General features: G+C 68.3%; 20 protein-coding genes. 7 read left to right on the top strand and 13 right to left on the bottom strand.

From position 1 onward, the window contains the following. Positions 1 to 174: 174 nt before the first annotated feature. Positions 175 to 465 (bottom strand): hypothetical protein, encoded by a 291-nt coding sequence (locus tag VFV19_01960; GenBank protein ID HEX4823055.1) that lies wholly within the window; start codon positions 463 to 465, stop codon positions 175 to 177. A gap of 22 nt (positions 466 to 487) precedes the next feature. On the opposite strand from VFV19_01960, the gene VFV19_01955 reads away from it, so the two are divergent. Next, complete coding sequence (locus tag VFV19_01955) at positions 488 to 5,080, top strand: hypothetical protein (GenBank protein ID HEX4823054.1); 4,593 nt, start codon at positions 488 to 490, stop codon at positions 5,078 to 5,080. 170 nt (positions 5,081 to 5,250) lie between these two features. On the opposite strand, the gene VFV19_01950 is transcribed toward VFV19_01955, so the two are convergent. Continuing rightward, the gene (locus tag VFV19_01950) at positions 5,251 to 5,898 is read right to left on the bottom strand and encodes a bifunctional 4-hydroxy-2-oxoglutarate aldolase/2-dehydro-3-deoxy-phosphogluconate aldolase (GenBank protein ID HEX4823053.1); all 648 of its coding nucleotides are present in this window, start codon (positions 5,896 to 5,898) and stop codon (positions 5,251 to 5,253) included. Between the two features lie 44 nt (positions 5,899 to 5,942). Here VFV19_01950 and VFV19_01945 point away from each other — a divergent pair, with 44 nt between their 5' ends. After that, positions 5,943 to 8,330, top strand: a complete 2,388-nt coding sequence (locus tag VFV19_01945) for a sulfatase-like hydrolase/transferase (GenBank protein ID HEX4823052.1) — start codon at positions 5,943 to 5,945, stop codon at positions 8,328 to 8,330. A gap of 48 nt (positions 8,331 to 8,378) precedes the next feature. Here the strand turns inward: VFV19_01945 and VFV19_01940 are convergent, their stop codons facing one another. Further along, the gene (locus tag VFV19_01940; protein ID HEX4823051.1) at positions 8,379 to 10,796 is read right to left on the bottom strand and encodes a VCBS repeat-containing protein; all 2,418 of its coding nucleotides are present in this window, start codon (positions 10,794 to 10,796) and stop codon (positions 8,379 to 8,381) included. Positions 10,797 to 11,086: 290 nt separating this feature from the next. Further along, complete coding sequence (ggt, locus tag VFV19_01935) at positions 11,087 to 12,799, bottom strand: gamma-glutamyltransferase (protein HEX4823050.1); 1,713 nt, start codon at positions 12,797 to 12,799, stop codon at positions 11,087 to 11,089. Positions 12,800 to 12,902: 103 nt separating this feature from the next. Between ggt and VFV19_01930 the strand changes: the two genes are divergently transcribed. After that, the gene (locus VFV19_01930) at positions 12,903 to 13,856 is read left to right on the top strand and encodes an energy transducer TonB (GenBank protein ID HEX4823049.1); all 954 of its coding nucleotides are present in this window, start codon (positions 12,903 to 12,905) and stop codon (positions 13,854 to 13,856) included. A gap of 4 nt (positions 13,857 to 13,860) precedes the next feature. After that, the gene (locus VFV19_01925) at positions 13,861 to 14,418 is read left to right on the top strand and encodes a GNAT family N-acetyltransferase (GenBank protein HEX4823048.1); all 558 of its coding nucleotides are present in this window, start codon (positions 13,861 to 13,863) and stop codon (positions 14,416 to 14,418) included. Here VFV19_01925 and VFV19_01920 read toward each other — a convergent pair whose 3' ends face one another. Both VFV19_01920 and VFV19_01915 read right to left on the bottom strand, forming a co-directional pair. Beyond that, positions 14,419 to 15,792, bottom strand: a complete 1,374-nt coding sequence (locus tag VFV19_01920) for a GAF domain-containing protein (GenBank protein ID HEX4823047.1) — start codon at positions 15,790 to 15,792, stop codon at positions 14,419 to 14,421. Then, positions 15,789 to 16,247, bottom strand: a complete 459-nt coding sequence (locus VFV19_01915; protein HEX4823046.1) for a hypothetical protein — start codon at positions 16,245 to 16,247, stop codon at positions 15,789 to 15,791. The genes VFV19_01920 and VFV19_01915 overlap by 4 nt, the downstream gene beginning before the upstream one ends. A 114-nt stretch (positions 16,248 to 16,361) precedes the next feature. Here VFV19_01915 and VFV19_01910 point away from each other — a divergent pair, with 114 nt between their 5' ends. Together VFV19_01910 and VFV19_01905 are read left to right on the top strand one after the other, a co-directional pair. Continuing rightward, positions 16,362 to 16,910, top strand: a complete 549-nt coding sequence (locus VFV19_01910) for a hypothetical protein (GenBank protein HEX4823045.1) — start codon at positions 16,362 to 16,364, stop codon at positions 16,908 to 16,910. 13 nt (positions 16,911 to 16,923) lie between these two features. Continuing rightward, entirely contained in the window at positions 16,924 to 17,976 is a 1,053-nt protein-coding gene (locus VFV19_01905; protein ID HEX4823044.1) for a hypothetical protein, read from the top strand. 22 nt (positions 17,977 to 17,998) lie between these two features. Here VFV19_01905 and VFV19_01900 read toward each other — a convergent pair whose 3' ends face one another. From VFV19_01900 to VFV19_01870, 7 genes are read right to left on the bottom strand one after another with little or no spacing between them, the layout of a single operon-like run. Further along, positions 17,999 to 18,955 (bottom strand): hypothetical protein, encoded by a 957-nt coding sequence (locus tag VFV19_01900; protein ID HEX4823043.1) that lies wholly within the window; start codon positions 18,953 to 18,955, stop codon positions 17,999 to 18,001. Positions 18,956 to 18,967: 12 nt separating this feature from the next. Further along, positions 18,968 to 19,879 carry a hypothetical protein gene (locus VFV19_01895; protein HEX4823042.1) on the bottom strand — a complete coding sequence of 304 codons (912 nt, stop codon included), beginning with the start codon at positions 19,877 to 19,879 and terminating at the stop codon, positions 18,968 to 18,970. A gap of 4 nt (positions 19,880 to 19,883) precedes the next feature. Then, positions 19,884 to 20,018 carry a lasso RiPP family leader peptide-containing protein gene (locus tag VFV19_01890; GenBank protein HEX4823041.1) on the bottom strand — a complete coding sequence of 45 codons (135 nt, stop codon included), beginning with the start codon at positions 20,016 to 20,018 and terminating at the stop codon, positions 19,884 to 19,886. A 12-nt stretch (positions 20,019 to 20,030) separates the two neighbouring features. Beyond that, on the bottom strand, positions 20,031 to 21,677 hold the full coding sequence (locus VFV19_01885; protein ID HEX4823040.1) for an asparagine synthase-related protein: 1,647 nt from the start codon (positions 21,675 to 21,677) through the stop codon (positions 20,031 to 20,033). Further along, the gene (locus VFV19_01880; GenBank protein HEX4823039.1) at positions 21,674 to 22,102 is read right to left on the bottom strand and encodes a lasso peptide biosynthesis B2 protein; all 429 of its coding nucleotides are present in this window, start codon (positions 22,100 to 22,102) and stop codon (positions 21,674 to 21,676) included. The genes VFV19_01885 and VFV19_01880 overlap by 4 nt, the downstream gene beginning before the upstream one ends. Further along, entirely contained in the window at positions 22,095 to 22,379 is a 285-nt protein-coding gene (locus tag VFV19_01875; protein ID HEX4823038.1) for a PqqD family protein, read from the bottom strand. Before VFV19_01875 ends, VFV19_01880 begins: the two co-directional genes overlap by 8 nt. A 4-nt stretch (positions 22,380 to 22,383) precedes the next feature. Then, positions 22,384 to 23,508 (bottom strand): nucleotidyltransferase family protein, encoded by a 1,125-nt coding sequence (locus tag VFV19_01870; GenBank protein HEX4823037.1) that lies wholly within the window; start codon positions 23,506 to 23,508, stop codon positions 22,384 to 22,386. Positions 23,509 to 23,530: 22 nt separating this feature from the next. Here VFV19_01870 and VFV19_01865 point away from each other — a divergent pair, with 22 nt between their 5' ends. Next, a complete protein-coding gene (locus VFV19_01865; protein HEX4823036.1) occupies positions 23,531 to 24,157 on the top strand; it encodes a DNA-3-methyladenine glycosylase I in 627 nt (208 codons plus the stop codon). The last annotated feature ends 72 nt before the right edge of the window (positions 24,158 to 24,229 follow it).

The raw sequence follows: 24,229 nt of genomic DNA, 5'->3' as shown, positions 1-24,229 counted from the left end.
GAGCGAAACATCAGAAACGGCTTGACTGCGAGGCCTCTTCTTCGTAAGTGTCTCGCGACTATTTTTGCGATTGGGGGCACGGAATTACGATCCGCTATCCCAAAGCTTCGAGTGCACGTGCCGGGGGAGGTCTGGCACGTCTTTCGGTTCGTCCGGGCGACGAGCCTTGGCCGGCTAGGAGGGTGCGTTCATGTCACCAAGTCCGCTGAGCACTAAACGCTGTACCAACGGCGGGACGCGGTCCCGCCGTTGGATCGCCGTGGCGCTGGCCGTGGCGATGGTCGGATTCGTCGGATCGGCCTTCGCATCAGGTACGAAGGTCGGGCCCGCGACGAGTTCGAAGGCACTGCACGTCCGCGCGACCGACAGCGCCACCGGCAGCAGCGAGATCACGCTGTCCGCCAAGCGCACGCCGGGGTCGCCGAACGCGCCTGTGAACGACGATTGTCCGGGCGCGATCATCATTCCCGACGGGCCGTACCCCATCGTGAGCGCGACGTCCGACGGCTCCAGCGCGACCCCGCAGGGCTCGGACGACAACGGGTTGTTCCCGGCTTCGTGCAACGCGGACGGCACCGACTACACGGTGTGGTACTCGTTCACGCCGTCGCTCACCACCCTCTACACGTTCACCACGTGCCCCGGTCTCGCGACCGGTGAAACGGTCGACGACACGGTTCTCGAGGTCGTCTCGTCCTCGGACGGCACTTGCGGCGGTACGTTCACCAGCCTCGCGTGCCAGGACTCCGAGCCGAGCTGCCGCACCGCCTCGATCGATCCTTCGAAGGTCTCGCTCATCCTGAACGCGGGCACGACGTACTACGTCATCGCGGGCCACTGGCTCCCGAACGCGACGATGTCGGCCTCGCACGGCGCGTACGCCGTTCAGGTGCAGCGCTCGAACGCTCCCTCCAACGACACGTGCGCCGGTGCGGTCGCTCTTCCGCTCGGCCAGATCGTCGCCGGCACGACCGCCGCGGCGAACGACGACTACCAGACCCCGGCGACGGCGGCGTGCTACGGCGGTGAGGCCGGCACGAACAACCCGACGACCGCTCCGGGCCGCGACGTGGTCTACACGTTCACGGCTCCGGCCGACGGCAAGTACTCGATTCGCTGGGTCACGATGAGCCCGACGAACGATCTCGCCGGTCAGGACCCGGTCATCTACGCGTCGAACAGCTGCCCGGGCGGCGGCGGTACCGTGAGCTGTCTCGCGGGCGCGAACCGCATCACGGCGAACGGTCTGACCACCTCGACCGGTCTCGCGAACAACCGCGGTGAAGAGCTCCATTGCCTCAGCCTCACCGCGAATCAGCAGATCTACGTCTTCTTCGACGACGGCGCCTCCGGCAACGGCGGCGGCACGTTCGGTATCGAAGCGACGCCCTGCTACGACGAAGTCGAGCCGAACGACACGCCGGCGACGGCGACGCCGTACACGGCGGCGTACTGCGGCACGCAGGAAGGCTACATCACGACCGCTCCGGCCTATCACTGCGTCCTCGGCTCCACGCCGGGCGTCGCGTGCCAGGTCACCACGGCGGTCGCCGGCTCGCCGAGCCAGCCGATCAACTGCGGCGGCGCTCCGGGCCTCTGCTTCCCCGACTCCGTCTGCCAGACCGGTCCGAACGTCGGCAACGCGTGCGTTCCGCGCTGCGTCGGCGGCTCGTCCCCGGGCACCGTTTGTACCGCGAGCGCGCAGTGCGCCGGCGGCGGCACCTGTGCCACCAGCGGCGGTTGCGGCGTTTGCACCTCCGGCACCCTCGCGGGTAACCCCTGTACCGCGAGCACGCAGTGCGGCACGGGCGGCGTTTGCGCGGCCGGCACCTGCGGCCGCGACAACAACGAAGGTGACGTCGATTTCTGGAACCTCGGCAGCGTGGCTCCGGGATCCAAGATCTATGCGACCGCGGCGGCTCCGAGCGCCAACGACATGGATCTGCGCATGCGCATCACGACCGACACCGACACCCTCGGATTCGACGACGACGACGGCCACTCGATGTACGGCTCGTTCTCGCCGGTCATCGCGGGTGCGAAGAACGTCGCGGGCGGCAACACCTACGCCCGCGTCAGCAAGACCAGCTCGTTCGTCGTCGACCAGTACCACCTCTATGCCGTCGTCGAGCCGCCGATCGCACAGGCGCAGCAAGAGAACGGCGAAGGTTGGGACATCACGTACGGCTGGCCGGCTGACGGTCTGTTCGACGACCCGGTCACGAATGGCGGTTACATCCGCGGCACGTTCTTCAACGGAACGGACAGCGACTGCTACCGCATGTTCGCGCACAAGGGCGACGACATCGTGTGGTTCGGCGACTCGAACCCCGATCGCACGACGTTCTCGCCGGCGGCCGGTCCGTCGATTCCGCAGATCATCATCTACGACGCCAACGGTGCCGGGATCAGCAACTTCGTCTTCACGACGAACGCGACGATCCGCAACAACGGTCCGGTTTCCGTGGCGAACAACCTGATCTCCGAGGCTCCGGATGTCACGTCGTTCTTCCAGCACTGGCGCGCGACGTACACCGGCTCCTTCGATCTCTGCTTCTATCCGTTCGCCGCTTCCGGCGTCGCGGTCCCGGGTCCGTTCCCGGCTCCGTATGCCGGCGCGATCACGCTGAACTGCGGCCCGGTGCCCGCGGCCGGTCCCGGAACCACCACGACCGACGTCTCGATCTCGAAGACCGGCCCGGCCGGCCCGATCGCGACGAGCGGCCAGGCCACCTACACGATCGTCCTCACGAACGTGGGCAGCGACATCGCCCAGAGCGTGACCCTGAACGACGACCTGTCGGCGAACCTGCGTTACCTCGGCTTGACCGTGGACGACGGCTTCGGCGGCAACAACACCGCTTGTCTTTCGCTCCCGGATCCGGGTACCTCCGACGCGCCGGTGAACTGCACCACGCTGTCGCTCGCGCCCGGCGCTTCCGTGACCTATCAGTTGACCGTCCAGGTCGCTGATTGCATCGGCGGCGGCGTGCAGATCGACAACACCGCCACCGTGAGCACCGAGTCGACCGATCCGAACTCGGCCAACGACTCGTCCACGACGTCGTTCACGACCTCCGAGAACGACAACTGCACGACGTTGGCGTGCGACGCCAACGGCTGCATCACCGACCACTGCTTCCTGGGCGGCGTCTGTCAAGCTGGTGCGTGCGTTGACACCCCGCGTAACTGCGACGACAACAACGTCTGCACGGCGGACTCGTGCGTCTCCTCGCTGCCCACGGGCTGCGTCAACGATCCGACCCCGGGCACGCAGTGCGACGACGGTAACGCCTGTACCAGCGACTTCTGCGACCCGATCCAGGGTTGCGTCTTCCCGCCGGCTCCGGCGGGGACGGCGTGCAACGACTTCTTCAATTGCACGCTGAACGACCAGTGCGACGGTGCGGGAAACTGCGCCGGTCAGAGCGTCTGCGACGACCACAACCCCTGTACGGATGACTTCGCGGACGAGTTCAACAACTGCGCGTGCTCGAACTTCTCGAACCTCGGGCCGTGCGACGACGGTAACGCCTGCACCACCGGCGACACCTGCGACGACCAGAACGTCTGCCAGCCGGGTACTCCGACCGACTGCGACGACGGCAACGCGTGCACCCTCGACGCGTGCGATCCGGCGACCGGCTGCACGCACACGCCGATCACCTGCGATGACGGTAACGCCTGCACCAGCGACTCGTGCAACCCGGCGAGCGGCTGCGTCTACACGCCGATCAACTGCAACGACGGCAACGCGTGCACGACCGACTCCTGCAACCCGGCCACCGGCTGCGTCAACACGCCTGTGACCTGCAACGACGGCAACGCGTGCACCGACGACTCCTGCAACCCGGCTTCGGGCTGCGTCTACACGAACAACACCGCGGCGTGCGACGACGGTAACGCCTGCACCTCCGGCGATACCTGCAGCGGCGGCTCGTGCCACGGCGGCGGCGCCGTCAACTGCGACGACGGCAACCCGTGCACGGACGACTCCTGCAACCCGGCTTCGGGCTGCGTCCACACCAACAACACCGCGCCGTGCAGCGACGGCAACGCCTGCACCACGGGCGATGTCTGCGGCGGCGGTTCGTGCCACAGCGGTGCGCCGGTCGTTTGCAACGACGGCAACGCCTGCACGGACGACTCCTGCAACCCGGCTTCGGGCTGCGTCTACACGAACAACACCGCTCCTTGCGACGACGGTAACCTGTGCACGGTCGGCGACACCTGCGGTGGCGGCTCCTGCCACGGCGGTGCCCCGGTCGTCTGCTCGGCGTCGGATCAGTGCCACGTGGCCGGTAGCTGCAACCCGGCCTCGGGCGCCTGCTCCAACCCGAACGCTCCGGACGGCACGTCGTGCGATGACGGCAACCCGAACACCTCGGGCGATTCCTGCCAGGCCGGTACCTGCGTCGGCGGCGCGAGCTGCCCGACCTCGCCGGATCCCAAGACGAAGGGCTACTACAAGAAGCTCTGCGGCAACGGGAACCACGGCAGCGACTCGATCAGTGACGCCGATGCCCAGTGCGTGGCCAGCATCTCCGCCACGTTCTCCGGCATCTCCACCGCTGCGCAGGTCTGCGCTGTGCTGTCGCCCGGCGGCGGCCAGAGCAACTGCGACAAGGACGAGGATCAGCTGATGGCGCTGGCCCTCAACCTCTGCAAGCACCGCCTCTGCTCGTCGGAGGAGATCGACTCGAACTGCGGTCAGAACACCAAGACCGTGGGCGCGTCGTTCGCAGTCGCCGACGGGATCTTCGCCAACCCGAGCCACACCGACAACGCTTGCAACGTCGGTGCGTGCCTCGGTAACGAGATCAACAATGGGCGTGCGCTCAAGCTGAACTCCGTCAACCTGTCGCTCGTCGGTGGTCAGGTCAAGCTCCAGTGGACCGCACCGGTGTTCGACGACGGCACGGCGCCGGCCAACGGATACACGATCTGGCGGCGGCCGATTCAGTCGTGGCAGGACTGGGTGCAGATCGGGACGACCACGAGCCTCTCGTTCACCGACGTGAACGCGGCGGGATTGAACTCGTGGGAGTACCAGATCTTGGCGGTCGAACCCACGCCCTAGCCCGTCGTTTCACCTGATTCACCAGCCCGGGTCGGCGCAAGCCGGCCCGGGCTTTTTCTTTCTTGGGGAGATGGCTCGTGGTGGCGGAAGGATCCGGGGCTTCAGCCTTCAGACGTTCAGCCGCTCAGCGTTCAGACTGAACCGCTCAACGCTGAACTTTGAACCCTTCGTTATTGCGAGATCTTGGAACCGCTGCCCACCGCCGCAACGCACTGACGCGCACGTTCTTCAATGAGATCGAAGCGTCCTTGCGCGAGCGCAGTCGGATCGAACAACGAGCCGACGAATCCCACGGCGTAGCAGCCGGCGGCGAGCCACGCGGCGGCATTCGACGCATCGACTCCGCTCGTCGGGACGATCTTGAGGAACGGCATCGGCCCGAGGCACGCGCGGACGTAGTCGGGACCGGAGGCGGGTACGGGGAAGAGCTTCTGGAGCGTCGCCCCGGCGCGGTGAGCGCGCATCATCTCGGTCGGGGTGTGGCACCCGGGCAGCATCGCCACGCCGAGCGCCCGAGCCTCGTCGATGATCGCCTCGTCGACGATCGGCGAGACGAGGAAGCGCGCCCCGGCGCGCACCGCGTCCTTGGCCTCGGCGGTCGTGAGCACCGTTCCGGCGCCGACGACGAGGTCGTCGCGACGGGCGAAGGCCTCGATCTGCTCGATCGCCTTCGGCACGCTGAGCGTGAACTCCACGAGGCGGAAGCCGCCGCGGATCGCCGCCTCCATCGCGGGAGCGGCGGCGTCGGCGAGAGACGTCCGCAGGATGGCCGTCGCGCGCACGCGGCCGAGCCGCTCGACGAAAGCCGAAGGCGTCATGGGGGCATCGTAGCGCAGTCGCTGTTAGACTCGTCCGTCGCCCGATGGGAAAGAAGACCAAGAAGAGTCGGCTGCCCTCTCCGCCTGCTGGGCCGGCCACGAAAGCCCCTGACGGGAGCGCTCAACACCGGAAAGGCCGTAGCGCGATCGCGCTCGTCGCCGTTCTCGTCGTCCTCGCGGCCGTAGGATGGGCGGGCTTCTCGAAGTTCCGTTCGGGACCGCGCCTCACGCCGGGATCACTCGCGGGCGACAGCGTCATCCTCATCACGCTCGACACGACGCGCGCCGACCACTTGCCGATGTACGGCTACCAAGGCGTTCGGACGCCCGGGCTCGACCGCCTCGCCGCCGAGAGCCTGGTGTTCGAGAACGCGATCGCGCACGTGCCGCTCACGCTGCCGTCGCATACGTCGATCCTCACGGGGCGCCTTCCGATCGCGCACGGCGTCCGCGACAACGAAGGCTACAAGGTCGACGCGAAGATCCCGACCTTGGCGGAGGTCCTCAAGGGACGCGGCTACGCGACGGCGGCGTTCGTCTCCGCGTTCGTGCTCGACGGGCGCTTCGGCCTGGGGCGCGGCTTCGATCTCTACTTCGACAAGTTCAACGCCTTCGCCGAAGCGAATCGGGACGAGATCCAGCGGAAGGCCGAAGATACCGAGGCGGAGGTCGAGCGGTGGCTCCCCGAGCACACGAAGGGCCCGTTCTTCCTCTGGGTCCACTTCTACGATCCTCACGAGCCGTACGCGCCGCCGGAGCCGTTCTTCACGTCGTACGCCGCGAACCGCTACGACGGCGAGATCGCCTACATGGACCGGTCGATCGAGCGCCTGCTCGGGAAGCTGCGCGACGCGGGCATCCTCGACAGGAGCGTCGTCGTGGTGACCGGCGACCACGGCGAGGGGCTCGGCGACCACGGCGAGCTCACGCACGCCATGTTCCTCTACCGGTCGACCCTTCACGTGCCCCTCCTCATGCGCCTGCCGGGAGGACGGGCCGCCAGGATTCCGGGCGTCGTCCGCCACGTCGACCTCGCGCCGACGATCCTCGACCTCCTCGGGATCCAGGCGCCGCAGGGGATGCAGGGGGCGAGCCTCGTTCCGCTCATCTCCGGGCGCGAAGGCGACGACCGGCCGGCGTACAGCGAGAGCCTGTACGCGAAGATCCACTACGGCTGGAGCCCGCTCGCCGCGCTCACCCAGCGGAAGTACGAGATGATCGACGCGCCCAAGCCCGAGCTGTACGACAACACCGCCGACCCGGCGCAGAAGCGCAACCTCATCCAGGACAAGGCCGAGGTTGCCTCGGATCTCAAGGAGCAGATGCAGGGGATCGCGAGCGCGTCGGCGCAGAGCGATACGTCGTCTGCGCAGCCGATGGATGCCGACACGGAGCAGCGCCTGCGCTCGCTCGGCTATCTGGGCTCGACCGCGCAGGCGACCGGGGAGAGCCTCAAGATCGACCCGAAGGACAAGCTCGACGTCGTCGCGGCGGTGGCGGCCGGACTCAAGGCGTTCGCGGCGAAGGACTACCAGCGCGCGCTCCAGGGGATCCTCCCGGTGACGCAGAGCGATCCGAACATCGTCGAGGCCCACTACGTCGCCGGCGCGTCGTTCGCCCAGCTCGGCCTCTACGACCAGGCGCAGGATCAGCTCTTCAAGGCGTTGGCACTCAAGCCCGACCACACGATGAGCCTTGCGATGCTCGGGTGGTCGTATCAGGGGAAGGGCAAGCTCGACGAGGCCGAGCGCTGGTACCTCAAGGCCTTGAAGAACGACGAGAGCGACACGCTCACGCTGGCGAAGCTCTCGACCCTCTACCGCGCGATGCATCGCACCGCGGACGCCGACCGTTACTTCGCGCGCGCCGTCGCGCCGCTCGAGGCGTCGCTCGCGACGACCCAGGACCCGGCGACACGCTCCCGCCTCCTCGCCGCGCGGGCCGAGACCTACTTCGGCGCCGACCGGCTCGATCTCGCGCGCGCCGATCTCGAGTCGGCGATCGCGCTGACGCCACGCGAGCCGCAGCTCCACTTCAACCTGGCGCAAATCTACGAAAAGCAGCACGACGCCGACAAGGCGATCGCCGCCTACGAAGCCGAGACCCAGATCTCGCCGTCGAGCTTCGACGCCTACATGAACCTCGGGATGCTCAGCTTCAATCGCCAGCGCTTCGACGCCGCGGCGAACGCCTACCGCGCGCTCGCCCGTATCGCGCCCCAGGATCCGCGGCCTCCGGTGCTCCTCGCCGAGGCCTACATGCGGATGGGCACGAACCTCGACGAAGCGCTCCGCCTCGCGCAAACCGGGCTCATGCAGATGGGCGAGTCGCCGGAGATCTATTCGCTCATCGCGGCGATCCAGGAGAGGCTCGGCCACACGCAGGAAGCCGCGCAGGCCCAGGCGCGCGCGCAAGCGCTTCAGAGACACTGACGGGCGCCGCCGTCCTGAATCGGCCGGCGGCGCCCGGCTGATCTCAGATCACCGACATGTTCCGGAATTGCAGTTCGCGCTGCAACACTGCCCCGCGCTCGTGCATGCGTGCCGTTGTTGCAGGCACGCGTAGTTTCCGGTGCGTTGCGGGTCGTGGCCGGACATGGGCCACGGATTGTTGTCGGGGTTGAACGTGAATTCGGGCTGGTTCCGATAGACCGCGACGATGGCGCCGTACGAGGAGTCGGTCACTTCGACGAGGGCGTCCTCTGTTCCGTCACCGTCGAAGTCACCTACTTGAGGAATGCTCCCGCCTCCCGTGATCCCGTAAAGAGCCTTAGGGTAGTCGTCCGTGTCCACCGTCCCGTCGGAACGGTAGGCCGTAATCCCTGCTCCGCATTGATCGGAACCCGTTCCCATCACCGCGTAGGTGCGTGGCTGTTGCGCTCCGTCGACACCGCCGTCGACGATCGACGCCGGATTGTTCGAGAGGAGGGGGAGCGTTCGAAGAAGAATGCCGGTCGGTCCCGCAAAGACGTACTGGCCGAGTACGACTTCAAGACCATTCGAGGAATGATCGAACTCCCCGATTGCCGCGTTGAACCCGTGGGAGTTCGGCAGAGGGTTCGTTTGTGTGCACGCCGTGTCACCGAGACAACGCAGCAAGGCGCCATTATTGTCGTATACGACGGCACCGACTACGATCTCAGGCGTTCCGCCGTTTGCGTCCAGATCGGCCACGGCAGGTTGCGCCATCAAGAACGCTCCCCCATTCACGTTGTGGGTTGACGGGTCGTAGTTGGCCGGAAGAGCACTCTGCAAGACCTTGAAGCTAGGGTAGGAATTCTTAAAGATGACGAGATAGGTCCGATTGTCGACGATGATATCCGGCTTTCCGTCTGCGTTGAGATCGGCGACAGCAGGAGGCGCGTTCGCGGATGCCGACGGGAGCACCTTCGGCCAGCCGGACAGAAGTGAGAGATGTCCGGGTGCCGTGGCATCGTACTTGTAGACGTACGTCGATGCTGCATTCGTCCCGTCCCCGACGTTCACCAGGATTTCCATGAGGCCGTCGCCGTTCAGATCGCCGAGTGAGGCGCCCGAGAGGAACGTGCTCGGATAGGTCACGTCAGCGTTGGCGACCACAGTGCCGTTGTTACCATCCAGAACGCGCAAGTGATGCACCGAGACGGTGACAACATCGTCCTTACCCGACCCGTCGACGTTTCCTACCGCCACTTCCGAATTGGTCAGCTCGTTCGCGCCGGCCGCTTGCCATCGGAGGGCACCGGTGAGCTCCCAACAATACGGCCCGCCCGCCATCGGATCTCGCGAATTCGCGATGATCTCGGCCGACGAGTTGTCGACGTCGAGGTTCACGGCCAAAGCACCTCTCGGCGAGCCGAGCGGAAGCCGTTTCGGCCAAGAGGTGTTGTATGAGCTCCGATCGATGATCACGGGATCATAGAATCCCGCATTGGCGCCTGCGTGCGTCTGGGTGATCATCGTCAGGACGCGGCGACTGCCGTTCGGCAGTGAAGAAATGTCCCACGTGGCCAACGGCGGCGGGGAGATGATCGTACCGGTCGATAGCGGCGAGACGACCATATCGGGAACGTTGGCCCCCGACGCCACGCAGAGCGGCGCAGAAAAGAACTGATAGGTGCCGAAGGCGAAGCCATCGGGCATGTAGCTGCCGTTCAAAAGAACTTGCTGAGTCTCGCTCCTGTAGTCGCGGAACAACGGTTGAGTGAGCGTCGCCATCGGATCGACGTCGACATCGAACGTCGTTGTCGCCACCGTCGACGTGCAGTGGTGAGCCCCGTCCCCGATTCCGAAACCCAGCGTCACAGTGAAGGTGCCGGTCTGGGTCTGCGTCGGCGTCCATGTCACGAGGCCGCCGCTGAAGTCGATTCCGAGCCCCGTAGGCCCGCTCTGGACGCAATACGAGTTGCCGGCATAACACGAGTCAGGACGATTGATGTTCTCCGTCAAATCGAGCGGGAATCCGACATGCGCCTTCATGTGAGGGGCTGGCGACAAGGCGAAGCTGTCCGAACAAGTCGGAAACGCCGGCATCGTCACCGAGACCTCGTTGGAGTAGGCCGACTGGCCGAGCGTGGGATGGGTTGCGGCGACGCGAAATAAAAGTGTTGCTCCCGGGGGCAAGTTCATACCTCCCCCGATCGCTTCTGAATTGCTTCCGGAATGAAGCTTGATGTAATTCTCCGGTGTGTAAGAAAAGGGGCTCCAGCTATGACCACCGTCCGAGCTCCCTTCGACGACGAAGCCGGCGTCCCCAGTTGCGGTGTCGTTCCAAGTCAATATGACCGACGCCGCTGCCGCTCCCGTAAACGCGCCGCTGGCGACCAAGTTCGTAGGTGCGTCGAGGGAGCCGGCACGCGATCGTGCGTTGAGCAAGACGACGATCCCGAACGCTAGACTCCATTTCTTTCGGTGACCCATCCCAAGCCTCCTTGCACGGAGGTCATCCGTGCCCGTCACCGCGCCGGCCGGTGGAACTCCGTTCGTCCTACCGATGGGCGATCAGGCTCGATCAGTCGCGCGGTGTCGTGTGTGCCGCGGATCATAGTCCGGTGCGCGGCTGCACGGACCGTCGTCATCGTCTTGTCACAGGGCCGCGAGCCCTGAGGAAGTGAAGGGGACAGTCACCGAATTCTTCTTACGCAGTACGCGTGTAAGAAGAATTTGGTGACTGTCCCCTTTCTTAATTCGGTAGCTGTCCCCTTATTTCCTCAGTAGCCCATCGCGCAGCCGTCCTTGCGCGACTCGCTGGCCGCCGAGAGCACGCCGGTCACGGGATCGCGGGACACCGCCTGGTAGCCGCCGTAGGCGACCGGGTTGATCTCCTGGATGCGATGCCCGCGCCGCCCCAGCTCACGCCGGATGTCCGGAGAGACGCCGCTCTCGAGGTACAAGATCCCGCCGGTCGTCATCAGGGTGCCCGTGGGTTCGGACGAGCCGGTGTGGTAGTAGCGCGGTGCATCGCCGGCCTCTTGCAGGTTCATCCCGAAGTCGACGAGGTCGACGACGATCTGGACGTGCCCCTGGGGCTGCATGTCGCCGCCCATCACCCCGAAGGCGACCCACGGGGCACCGTCTCTCGTGAGCATCGCGGGGATGATCGTGTGGAACGGGCGCTTGCCCCCTTCGAGGCGATTGGGGGAGTCGGGCTTCAGGCTGAACAGCGCGCCGCGGTCCTGAATGCCGAAACCCCAGTCGGCGACGCAGTAGCCGGAGCCGAAGCCGGTGTAGTTGCTCTGGATCATCGAGACCATGTTCCCGTCGCCGTCGGCGACCGCGAAGTAGGTCGTGTCGCCGTCTTCCAGAGCGGGGTTGCCGGCGTCGATGCGGGGGAGGGCGCGCTTCATGTCGACGAGCTTCGCGCGCTGCGCGGCGTACGTCTTCGAGAGCAGCCCCTTGACCGGCACCTTCGCGAACTTCGGGTCGGCGTAATACCTGGCGCGATCCTCGAACGCGATCTTCTTCGTCTCGACCATGAGGTGCCAGAAGTCGGCGCTCTCGCGTCCCATCGCGGCGAGATTCGACCCTTCGAGCATGTTGAGCATCTCGAGCGCCGCCAACCCCTGGTCGTTCGGCGGCACTTCCCACAGCGTCACGCCGCGATACGTCGTGCCGATCGGCTCGACCCACTCGGACGTGTGCGCCGCGAGGTCCGACGCTTCGAAGAAGCCGCCGTTCGCCTTCGAGAACGCGACGAGCGACGCGCCGATCGGCCCCTTGTAGAACGCGTCGGCGCCGTCCTTCGCGAGCAGCTCGTACGCCTTCGCGAGCGCGGGGTTCTTGAAGATCTCGCCCTCCCTCGGCGCGCGGCCGCCAGGCATGAAGACGTCGGCGAACCCCGGCTTGTCCTTGAAGAGGCGCACCGAGCGCTCCCATGCGCCCGCGATGACCTGCGGCACCGGCTCGCCCTCGCGCGCCATCGCGATCGCCGGCGCGAGCAGGTCCTTCATCGGCAACTTGCCGAACCGCTCGTGGAGGTCGAACCAGCCGCGCACCGCGCCCGGCACCGTCCACGCGTACGGCGAGTAGGTCGGGATCGTGCCGTCGGCCTCGGCCTTCACTTTGTCCGCGGTCAGCGCCGCGGGAGCGCGGCCGGAGCCGTTCAGCGCGTAGAGCTTCTTCGTCTTCGCGTCCCACACCATGACGAAGACGTCGCCCCCGATCCCCGAGGAGCACGGCTCGAGGAATCCGAGCGCCGCGTTGACCGCGATCGCCGCATCGACCGCGTTGCCCCCTTTCTTCATGATGTCGATCCCGGCTTGCACGGCGAGGGGATGGGCGGCGGCTACGACGCCGTGCCGCGCGAAGACGACCGATCGCGTCGCGAGGCCGAGGCCGTCCGGCCGGTCGCCGGCCAAGGCGGCCGCGAGACCGGAAAGGACCCCGAGGAAAACCACGAGAGCGATCCGTCTCCGATTCTTCATGGCGCGATCTCCTGCGACCGGAGAGCCTAACACCGCGTCTTCGGCCCGCAGGGGCGCAATTCCCCCTCTAGCCGGAACGCCGTCCCCGGGGTACGGTGTTGCGATGCCGACCGCTTTTCACGCCCTGAGATGCCTTGCCGCGGTCGCGGCGCTCGCCGCGGGGGCCGGTGAGATTCGTGCCGCGGCGCCGAGCTGCTCGCGGTACGACATCGAGTCGTTGACCGTAGGCTCGCCGCTCAGCTACGTGCGGACGCGCTTCGGACGGGAGCCGATTATTACGAACCTCGCGCGGCCCGGACGCCCCGACGCGACGGTGGTCGACTACGTCCTCAAGGGGCGCGCGATCTACGTCGAGTACGACCACCGGATCGACAAGAAGCCGGAGGCGAAGATCTCGGTGCTCAGGGCCTCGCTGCCGTCGACCGAAGACGCGCTCCAGGACGCCATCCATCGCCTCGGCACCCCGACTATTTCTCCCGAGCGGAAGCCCGACCAGGACGGCAACATCCCTGCGCCCGACGGGTTCGTCTGGGTCGATCCGGCATGCGGAATCGTCGCGACGGTCTACCGCCGCGCCGGCTCGTGGTGGTCCGGCGACGTCGGCACGTTCCTGCAGATCGAAGCGATCGACAACGTCAAGGACGGAACCTCCGCGGCGCTTCCGTATCTCGAGGGCACGGCCGTGCTCGCGTCGTTGACTCCGCCCGCGGCGCCGCCGGAGCCCACGGTCGAGACGCTCGAGACGGCGCCGACCGAAGCGACGGCGGCCAAGCTCGGCGGCCCGGCGGTCGACGTGCTGCCGCAGCGCATCGCGGCACCTCCGCCCACGTACCCTGCGAACCTCCGGCTGATGGGCGTCACCGGTCACGTCGGGCTCGTCGCGGTCATCCGGATCGACGGCACCGTCGGCGACGTCCGCGTCGTGAAGGTCGAACCGCCGGGGCGCGGCTTCGAGCAAGCCGCGCTGTCCGGAGTGAAGCGTTGGCGCTACAAGCCCGCCACCGTGCGCGGTGTCCCGACCGAGTCCGAGGTCGAGGTCAACATCGACTTCAAGTGAACCCGTGGACCTCGTCTGGCCCTCCAAGCACTACCTCCCCGGCTACGTCGACGCGCTGACGCGCGGCTGGTCGTCCGACAACACGCGCGGCCGCGACGCCGCCGACGAGCAGCTCGCCGCCATCGCGCACGATGCCGATGCCTTCCTGGCGAGCATCGTCGACCGTGACCCGAAGGGCACGACGATCACACTGCCGGACGGCTCACGGGTCGCAAGGCTTCCCGGCTACCACCGCTGGATGTGGGACGGCGAGTTCTGCGGCAGCATCGGATTCCGCTGGCAGCCCGGCACGACGGACCTTCCCCCGACCTGCCTCGGGCACATCGGCTACGCGGTCGTACCGTGGAAGCAGGGGCGCGGCTACGCGACGCTCGCCTTGAAGCTGCTGCTTCCCGACGCGCGCGCGATGGGCATGCCGTTCGTCGAGCTGACGACCGATCCCTGGAACGTCGCCAGCCAGCGCGTCATCGAAGGGAACGGCGGCGTGCTCTACGAGCGATTCACGAAGCCCGCGGTGTTCGGCGGGCACGAGGGGTTGCGGTACCGGATTGTGCTGTCTTGATTACCGCTCTTCCAGCCTCAGCTCGCAACCCACATCGACGACGAACCGCCCGCGCGCGCTCGGGACGATCCGGATCTCGGGGCACCGCTCCTTGAGACGCTTGCGCAGGAGGATGAGGCGGCTCTCGAGGTTGTCCTTGTACGCGGGAAGCGCGAGCGACTTGTCGAGGCGCAGCTCGCGATTGGTGAACTCGGTGCGGCCGTCACGCTGCCGCTCGGTGAGGAACTTCCAGAGGAGGCGCGCGGGCAGGCTTCGAACGAGGTACTCGCCGTCGGCCATGATCACTTCGTCGGCGGCGTAGTAGGCGATCTCTCGCTTCTTGCCGTTCGTCGGAGAGGTGGGTGCGGCGGCCTGCGGCGCTGCCGCGGACTCCACATCGTCCTCGGCCCGCTGGTGGAGCAGCATGTTCTGGATCGCGATTGCGAGGTAGCCGCCGAGGACCTCGAGGTAGATCTTGTCCTCCTCGTGGAAGCGGTAGGGCTTCTCGCTCTCGATGCAGAGGACGCCGGCAAGCTCGCCGCGCGCCGTGAGCGGAATGCCGAGCTGGCTCTCGGGGTGCGCGAGGCCGGGCAGGGGAATGCGGCGCTTCTCGGAGCAGAGGCCCTGCTGCTGCGCGCGGGTCATGACGGCGTAGGCGTAGAGCATCTGGCGGATGAGGCCGGAGATGCGGATCGGCTTTCGCGCCTCGGCGACGAGTCCGATGATGCCGTCGCCGACGCCGACCTCGGCGCCGACGCCGGCTTCGGGGTAGCCGCGGCTCGCGATCGTGACGAGGCGGCCGGGCTTGTCGTCGACGAGCAGGATCATCGAGTGGCTGAAGCCGAAGAGGCTCTCGAGCGCCTCGAGGATCGAGTCCAAGAGACCCTCGAGACAGGTCGCGCGGTGAATGCGGTCGGTGAACTCCTGGAGCGCCTTCATCGTGAAGAGCACGCCCTGCGCCCTGCGGTCGTTCACCCGCGGGATGCCGACCTCGTCGAGCGCCTTCACCACCGAGACGACCTCGTAGATGTCGGCGGCCAAGAGCTTGAAGATCCCCTTGAGCCCCGAGTGCGCGGCGATCGCCTCGATGCGGAGGTTCATCGACTGGAAGACCGGGCCCGTCGTCTCGGCGCGCACGTAGCGCACGCGCAGCTCGTAGCACTGTCCGTCGTCGGGATCGACGACGCGGATCATCGCGCTCGGGTTCTCCGAGATGTTCCGCTTGCTCTTGTTGAAGAACTGGTGCGACAGCGCGACGTGCTTGGGATCGACGTACTCCACGTGGCTGATCACGGCGCAGTTGGGGACGCCGGCCTTCGAGCACGTGTAGAAGAACGAGGGGATGATCCCCTGGAAGCACGGCGTGAGCGTTTCGAGCGCGATCGGCGCCTTCATTTGACGCGCTCGCCCGCGCCGGGGCCGGGGGTTTGGTTGAAGAGCTCGGCGACCTTGAAGCGGACGGCGATGCAGGGCCAGTAGCGCCATCCGGCCGTGAGGTCGCGTGTGATGCCGATCGTGGCCAGATGATCGCGGAACGTCTCGGCCTGCCGCGTGACGCGCTCACGCTCCGCCACGCGCGCCGGGCGCACCTCGACACAGTGGCCCTTCGCCTGCCAGGTCACGTGATCGTCGACACGTCCGCAGGTGAGCGCGACCTCAGGCTGACCCTCGAGGTCGCGGCGCAGCGCCACCGCGCCGGCGGTCATGACGAAGACGGTCATGTGGGCGCGGTCGGCCGAGACCTCGACCGCCCAGGCGCGCGTGCCGCTTGGCTGGAGGTCGGCGCCGCGCGTCCCGATGTGGAGGGAGTGGCCCGCCTCGAAGAACTCTGCGATTTCGTGGGAAACCATGGCCGCCGCGACACCTTAGCAAGTTAGGAAATTCTTAGGAAGAGTTTAAGGATCACTGAGCAATCGGCAACTCCTCCGGCGGGTACTTTCGTTGTCGAACGAAAGGAGAAGCCGATGAGATCAGTGACCGCGTTGATTCTCGCCGCCGCCACGATCGCGCCGATCCCTGCGATGGCCGAGGGCGCCCCCGCCGACCGCGTCGCCCGCGGCGCCTACCTCGTCCGGATCATGGTCTGCAACGATTGCCACACGCCGTTCAAGATGGGCGGGAGCGGACCCGAGCCCGACATGAGCCGGATGCTCAGCGGCCACCCCCAAGAGCTCGAGATGCCGCCGGCCCCGGCCCTCCCCGCGGGCCCGTGGGGATGGGCGGGAGCGGTGACGAACACCGCGTTCTCCGGCCCGTGGGGCACGAGCTTCACCGCGAACCTCACCCCCGATCCCGAGACCGGCCTCGGCAAGTGGACCGAGAAGATGTTCCTCGACACGCTGCGCACCGGGCGCCACCAGGGGATCGGGCGGCCGGTTCTCCCGCCGATGCCCTGGCCGATGTACGGGAAGGCGACCGACGACGACCTCGAGGCGATCTTCGCCTACCTGCAGTCGATCCCACCGGTCAAGAACAAGGTCCCGCAACCGGTCGATCCGCCGCAGGCGCACTGAGAGAAGGCCGTCGATGAGCCGCAGGGTCGTCCGGTGTCTCGTCGTGGCGGCGGTCCTCGCCGCCGCGGCGAGAGGTGCCGAGGCCGAGGGCGTCCCCCGCGCCCCCGAGCGGCTCTCGGAGACCGGGCTCTACCTCGACATCGCGAGCGGGAAGATCGACGTCTGGAACCTCCCGTACGAGCCGCAGTACCCGCTGTGGACCGACGGTGCCGCGAAAGCGCGGTGGATCCGGATTCCGGACGGCACCACGATCGACGTCTCGGACCCGGATGCATGGGGCTTTCCCGTCGGCACCAGGTTCTGGAAGGAGTTCGCGTTCGCAGGGCGCAAGGTCGAAACGCGCTTCATCTGGCGCGTCACCGAGACCGATTGGATCTTCGCGTCGTACGCGTGGAACGACGAGCAGACCGAGGCCTACCTGGCGCCGGCCGAAGGGCTGCCGCAGCACGCGGCGATCGCTCCCGGTGTCCGTCACTCGATCCCGTCGCGCACCGATTGCCTGAGCTGCCACGGCTCGAGCGCGTCGCCGATCCTCGGCTTCTCGATGCTCCAGCTCTCGGACGATCGCGACCCATTGGCGCCGCACGCGCAGGCGCTCAAGCCGGGGATGGTCACGCTAAAGACGCTCGATACGTTCGAGCTGGTCTCTCCGCGGCGCGGCGATTGGGTCGACGATCCGCCGGCGATCAAGGCGTCGAGCCCCGTCGAGCGCGCGGCGCTCGGCTATCTGTCGGCGAACTGCGGGCACTGTCACAACGGCCGCGGGCCTCTCGCCGGACTCGGCATGGTGCTGGCCCACGAGAGCGCCGGGTCACGCGCGCTGGCGACGACCATGGGCGTGCCCGGCGACTTCATCGTCCCCGACGCCGGCGAGCTGACGCGGCGCATCGCCCCCGGGCGGCCCGACCTGAGCGCGGTCATCTACCGGATGAGCTCGCGGCGGCCGTCGAGCCAGATGCCTCCGCTCGGCACCGCCGTCGTCGACCGCGACGCGGTCGATCTCTTCTCCCGCTGGATCGTCGACATGAAAGAAGAGGGGACAGCTTCCGAAACTCACCCAAAGTGAGTTTCGGAAGCTGTCCCCTCTGTCAGTAGTCCGGGGGAACGTAGGCGGGATCGGAGACGAGGTCGGAGAAGAGGAGCGACGACGCGCCCTTGAAGTCGACACCGGTGCGCGGCAGCACGCTCTCCCAGATGATCGCGGTGAGCACCGCGCCCTTGGCGAGCCGCTCGACGACGATCGGCCGCAGCGAACGGCACCCCTCGACGGGCGGCTTGCGCACGGCAGGAGTTTTCCCGCCCGGCCGCGACGGCGTGATGACCGCATCGCGCTTGTCGATCTCCGACACCTTCGCGACGGCGGCGAGGCTGTCCTTCAAGACGGCGCCGACGAGCGCCTCGGGCGTGGTGCCGGCGGCCGACCATGCCGCGGTCCAGGCGGAGCGCTTCTCGCGTGCGACGGCGAGGACTTCCTCCGCGAGGCCGGGCTCGAAGGCATCGACGCAATCGTTCTCGAAGTAGTAGTGGATCCCACCCTCGCCCGCGGCGAAGCCGTTCGAGTCGGCCGCGGCGTGGTACGGCATCGAGGCATCGCCGGAGTAATGGGCCATGAGGCCGAGATCGAGCAGGCCGAGGTAGATCCTGCGGACATCACCGTCCGCCGTAGCACCGGCGACGTACCCGCCGACCGGCTTCGTCACCGGATGGAGATCGGCCCCGGCCCTGGCGGCGAACTGCGCGACGCGGCGGTCCACCGAACCACGCGGGGCGCAATGCGGCGCGTCGAGGTTGACGTAGTGCGTCGGCCCCTCGAGCTTGCCGCCGCGCCCGTCGGTGTGGCGGAAGCGGGAGTCGGGAACGAACGCGTAGATGCCGAGAGCGAACCGGTGGCGCGCGAGGAGCGGGCCCCATGTCTCCGGCAGATCGTCCTGGACGAGGAGCGCGGCCGACTCGGCGACGATGCGGTGGCCGAGCGGGCCCCACGCGTGGGCCGGCGCCGCGAGAGCGACGGCCACGGCAGCCGCGATGAGCCCGGTTCTTGTCACGAGAAGAGGATCTTACGCCGCCGCGGCGGCCAGGTCCTCGATGACGGCGGAGACGACGCGGGGCAGCGCCGCGAAATCGCGCGGGTAGCCGAGGCGTCTCACGGGCACCTCGTGCACGGTCGCCGCCACGCGCTCGAAATGGTCGCGCGAGCGCACCGGATCGTTCCAGTGGAGATGGAACGACGACGTGACGAGGGTCATGATCGCGTCCACCCCGCGCACGTGGTGGATCTGGACGTCGCGCGACTCGGCGAGCGCGTAGATCGCGCGAAGCGGCGCAGGACCCGCACCGCCCCCGATCGCAACGCGGCGCTTCGGCCGGCCCGACGCCACGGGTGTCGTCGGGACATCGGCGCCGTGGAGCTCATGGAGCGATTCCGGGAGGAGGCGGAGACCCGGATAGGTCGCCAGGACGTCGGGCGCTCCGTCAGGCCGCGGCCGCACGACGAGACCATCGTCGCCGAGGACACGATGGCCGGCGCGGGCGAGCGCCGAGCAAAGTGTCGACTTCCCCATTCCCGATTCGCCGATGAAGGCGACCGCACCGAACGGAGTGAGCACGCCCCCCGCGTGGAGGACGAGGCGCCCTCGATGCGCGAGGAGGCGCGGCAGCACCTGATCGACGAGCAGGTGCTCGATCGTCTCGGCGGACGCATCTCCCTCCGCCGCGCCTGCGATCCGCGTCGCGGTCGCATCGATCGAGAAGACGGCCACGCCGGGGACACCGAGCCGATAGGCATCGCCCTCGCGGGCACCGACGAGCGCGACCTCGCCCCCCACGGCGGGCCACGCCTGCTCCCAATGCGGCCTCCATGCCCGTCCCCTACGGAGCACGAAGGTGCAGTCTGGCGCGGCGTCCACTGCCGGAAGCTGCGTGCAGGGGAACTCGCTCGCGAGGATGAGATCCCCGAAGCGATAGCTCATCGGGTCAGGGGCGGGGACGCTGGCCGCTCGATCCCTCGTTGGCTTTCCCGGTCCCGCCGGTCGTGAGGTCGGCGAGCTTGCCGTACTCGGTAAGTCGCGGCGCCTGGTAAGGCTTCTTCGCGGACGGTTCCTGGCTCATCGTGTCCACCCCTTAATGAGGAATGACCGCCTCTCCGGACGTGGAGAAGGCGTGATCAGCGGCCGGGCCGTTCGCGCGCTCGGGCGGATCATACCTTCTTGCGCGAGCTTTGCGCAGCCAGGAGTTCAGAGCGACCGCCTGCCAGATCCTCTCACCGGCCTCGGCGTCGCCCGCACGGAACCGCACCGCCGCCTCGGCGAGACGCTTGCGGTCGACGTAGGGAGCGAGGTCGGAGAGCCCCGAGGCGACCTCGGCGTCGAGCTCCGGGCGGAACACTGCGACGGCGGCGCTCAGGTATTGCGGCCCCAATCGCACGAACCGGCCACGGCGCCACCGGATCGCGTCGGGCACGACGTCGCGAAGAGCCCGGCGCACGATCCATTTCGACCATCCGTCGCGGAGCTTCAGGTCCCAGGGAATGGAGAGGCTCCATTCCACGAGGCGCCGGTCGAGGAACGGATGCCGCGCTTCGATCCCGGCCGATGCGGCGACGCGGTGATAACGCTCGAGCGCCGCCGGGATCTGAGGGTGGCCGACCTCGATCGCATGGCGGCGTCTCGGGTCGTGGCCTCCACGGGACCGGATCGCCCACAGATGCTCGAGGCGCGGGCCGACTTCCGCGGCGCGCGCCAGGTCGTCCGAGAGGAGCGACCCCTCCAGGGCGTTCGCGATGCGGAGCGGCCGTCGCCATCTCCAAAGGCCGGAAGGTGCCCACACGCGTACCGCGGCCTCCGCGGCGATGCGCAGGGTGCCGCCACCGTAGAACCTCCCGAGTCCGCGCGCCTCGCGCCAGGCGGCGGCATACGAACGCTGCGCGAGCAGGTTCGTGACGATGTAGGGCTCGATCGACGCGACCGCGTCGCCGTCGACGCCGTCCAGGACCGCGTCGAGCCCGCGACGGCGCGCCTCGTCGTAGAGGAGCGCCGGGATCACCATCGTCGCGTCGAACGGATCTTGGGGATCGAAGAGAAGGCGACGCAGCACGTCCTTTGGCTTGGCGACCTCCCGCAGCGTCACGCAGGTGCCGTCGAGTCCGGGAAGCGAGAGCATCGTGCGGATCGCGCCCGTCTCCTCGCAGCCGGGAGCATCCGACGTCGCCGAGAAGGTCGTCACGATCTCGCCGGGCCGGCGCGCGAGACCGGCGATCGCCGAGGAGTCGAGCCCGCCCGACAGCAGGACCGCCGCCTTCCCGTTCAGGCGCCGGCGCACCGCGTCGCGGAAGAGCGCCCGGAACTCCTCCTCGTGCTCCGCGTCGCTCCGGGCCGCTCCCGGACCGATCGCATCGGCCGACCACCAGCGCCGGACGCCGAGCCGGCCGCGCTCGAAGACGAGGGAATGCCCCGGGGGCAGCCGGAGGACGTCGGTGAAGAGCGTGCTCGTCGTGTCGCCGCATTCGAGCGCGCCGACCAGCACGTCGGCGATGCGCCGTTCGGAGACGGTCAGCGGAAGGCCGTCCTGCGCGGCGACCGCTTCGGGGGAGGAGGCGACCGCGATCCCGCCGGCGGAGACGCGGTAGAAGAGCGGCTTGCTCCCGAACGGATCGCGCGCGGCGAACGTGCGGCCTCGGTGCGGTTCCGACACCACGACGGCGAAGTCGCCGTCGAGATGCTCGACGCACTCCTCGCCCCATCGCGCGTACGCCCTCTCCGCGATCGTCAAGGACGTGTGTCCGGCACCCGGGCGAAGTCGGCGTCGAACGGAGCGTAACCCGCGACGACCGACGGCAGGTCGCCGATGGGGACGCCGTCGTGCTCGATCCAGGCGTGCGCCGCGAGGGCGCTTTCTTCGCGGCGGACACCGATGCGGATCGTGACCGGGATCCCTTCACGGCGGAGGAGCCACCACGCGGTGAGCGCGCGCCGCAGGCAGCTCGCAGGCACCGGTCCGTGGGCGCCGGCGAGCCCGGCGGCTCGCGCGACCTCGCGTGCGCGCGCCGCGGCGGTCTCCCCGCCGGGGCCGGGAGGCGGCGTCGAAGGCCGGCGCGCCATCCACTCCTGCGTGCGACGGAACCCGAAGGCGCGCAGCGCGCCGGCGACGAGCGGCGTCAAGAGGAGCGCGGCCGCGAGCGTGCGCAGGCTACGCATCGACGAGACGGAGGAGCTTACGCAGGGCGAGCGCGCGGACGAGATCGATCGCATCGTCGCGCACGACGGCCGGATCCGCATCGAATGCGCCGGCGAGTCCGGCCAGGGCGTCGCCGATCGTCCGCGCCGCCGTGACGGCGGTGAAGATCCGCGCGCCCGCGGCGTTGAGGCCGAAGTAGGTTTCCGTGTCGAGGTCGAGGAGGACCGCTTCATCGCCGACCTCCTTGACGAGGACGCGCTCGGCGGCGACCGCCCGCATCCCGAGAATGTTCTCCACGCGGTCAGACCTCGCCACGGAGGAGGCCGCCCAGGTGCCGGAGACGGCGTGAGGCATGCCCGTGCCGAGCCTCGATCCACCACGATTCCGGCCAGACCGTCCGCCCGACGAGGCGCGCGGCGTCGCGGCGGCGTTCGACGAGCACGAGCATGAAGGGATGCCGGCGAGAGGCCCGCGTGAGATCGCGGCGTGCGAGCACCGATCGAGGCGTCGCGAAAGCACGAAGGGCGATCCGCCGCGGCCGCGGCGGCCGGAGCGCCGCGATCGCGGCGGCCGCGCCGGGAACGCCGATCAGGCGCTCGGCGATGTCGAGCGCAATCCAGGTCGCGTGCGTGAGGCGATAGGCGCGCGCGCGCGCCACGACCGCGCTCCAGTCGATCGAGAACGCGCGCGCGAGGACGGCGAGATCCATGAGACCGCGCAGCGGCGCCTGGCCGAACTGATTGACGACGACGTGAAAGGCGGTCTGCAGGCAGGCGTCGTCCGCGGCGAGACGCCGCGCATGGCGCCCGGCACCGACGGGAACGCTGCGAGACCAGAGCCCCTCGAGATCGGGCGATGCGGTGCGTGCGATCCACCAGCCGGGGAACGGGGAGAAGTGCAGCTCGACGAGACCGGGACCGCGCTCGGCCCGGAAGACCAGCTCGCCTCCGGATCGCCGCTGGAGCGCCGGCGGGCGGCTCTCGAGCCCGGCGACCTGCCGGAACCCCAGCGTGCCGAGCGCGGAAACGGCCCGGGACATCTCGTCGTCGCGCACCCACACGTCGACGTCCGTCATCGGACGCAAGGACGCGTCCGCGTACGCCGACGGCGCGATCGCCGCGCCCTTGAGCAGGACCATGCCGATCCCATCCGCCTCGAATTGCCCCTCGATCGTCCGTGCGGTCGCGAGGTGAACCGCGTTCGACGCCGCGGCGCCGAGCGCCTCCGCCGCGAGGGCCGAGGCCAGCACCGGATCGCCCGGGCCGAAGGCGGCGCGCCCGAGCGCGGCCAGGTCGTGCGCGGCCAGCCAAGCGGCGATGCCCGGTGGTGCGGAAGCGGAGGACGCACCTCCCGCCGCCACGTCGGCCAGCGCGCCCAGCAGGGCACGGGCCGCGCTCGGCGCGGGCGTCAACGCGTCTGCCGCCACGGCGCGAGGTTAACATGCTGCGATGGCTTCCGACGGTCTCATCCGGTCGCACGACGGCGTGTCGCGCTGCTTCTGGTGCGGCGAGTCGCCGGACTACGTCGCGTACCACGACGAGGAGTGGGGCTATCCGGTCGACGACGACCGGCGGCTCTTCGAGAAGCTGTGCCTCGAGGGATTCCAGTCGGGTCTCTCGTGGCTGACGATCCTTCGCAAGCGCGAGGCGTTCCGGCGCGCATTCGCCGGGTTCGACCCGAAGAAGGTCGCGCGATTCAAGGCGGCTGACGTCCGCCGTCTCCTCGGCGACGCGTCGATCGTCCGCCACCGCGGCAAGATCGAATCGACGATCGGAAACGCCGCGCGCGCGATGGAGCTGGCGGGGGAGTTCGGTTCGATCGCGGCGTACGTGTGGCGATTCGAGCCGCTGAGCGGCCGGCCGAAGCGGATCACCTACGCTGCGCTCCGAAAAGCGGGGCCTCCGCCCGAGGCGGTCGCCCTCTCGAAGGATCTCAAACGCCGCGGCTGGACCTTCGTCGGGCCGACGACCGTCTACGCCTTCATGCAGGCGATGGGGCTCGTCAACGACCACCTCGAAGGGTGCGCGATGAGGGCGCGCGTCGAGAGGCTGCGGCGCGAGCACGAGCGGCGCTGAAGTCCGCACGATTTCCGCCAGCAGACTTCAATACTCTTAGTAGAAAAACTTTGTCCGGCGAGCGTAATGACG

It is taken from the genome of Candidatus Polarisedimenticolaceae bacterium (assembly GCA_036275915.1).
GTDB lineage: Bacteria > Acidobacteriota > Polarisedimenticolia > Polarisedimenticolales > DASRJG01 > DASRJG01.
Note: the sequence above shows the minus strand (reverse complement) of the source record. Positions and strands in the feature narration are given on the sequence as shown.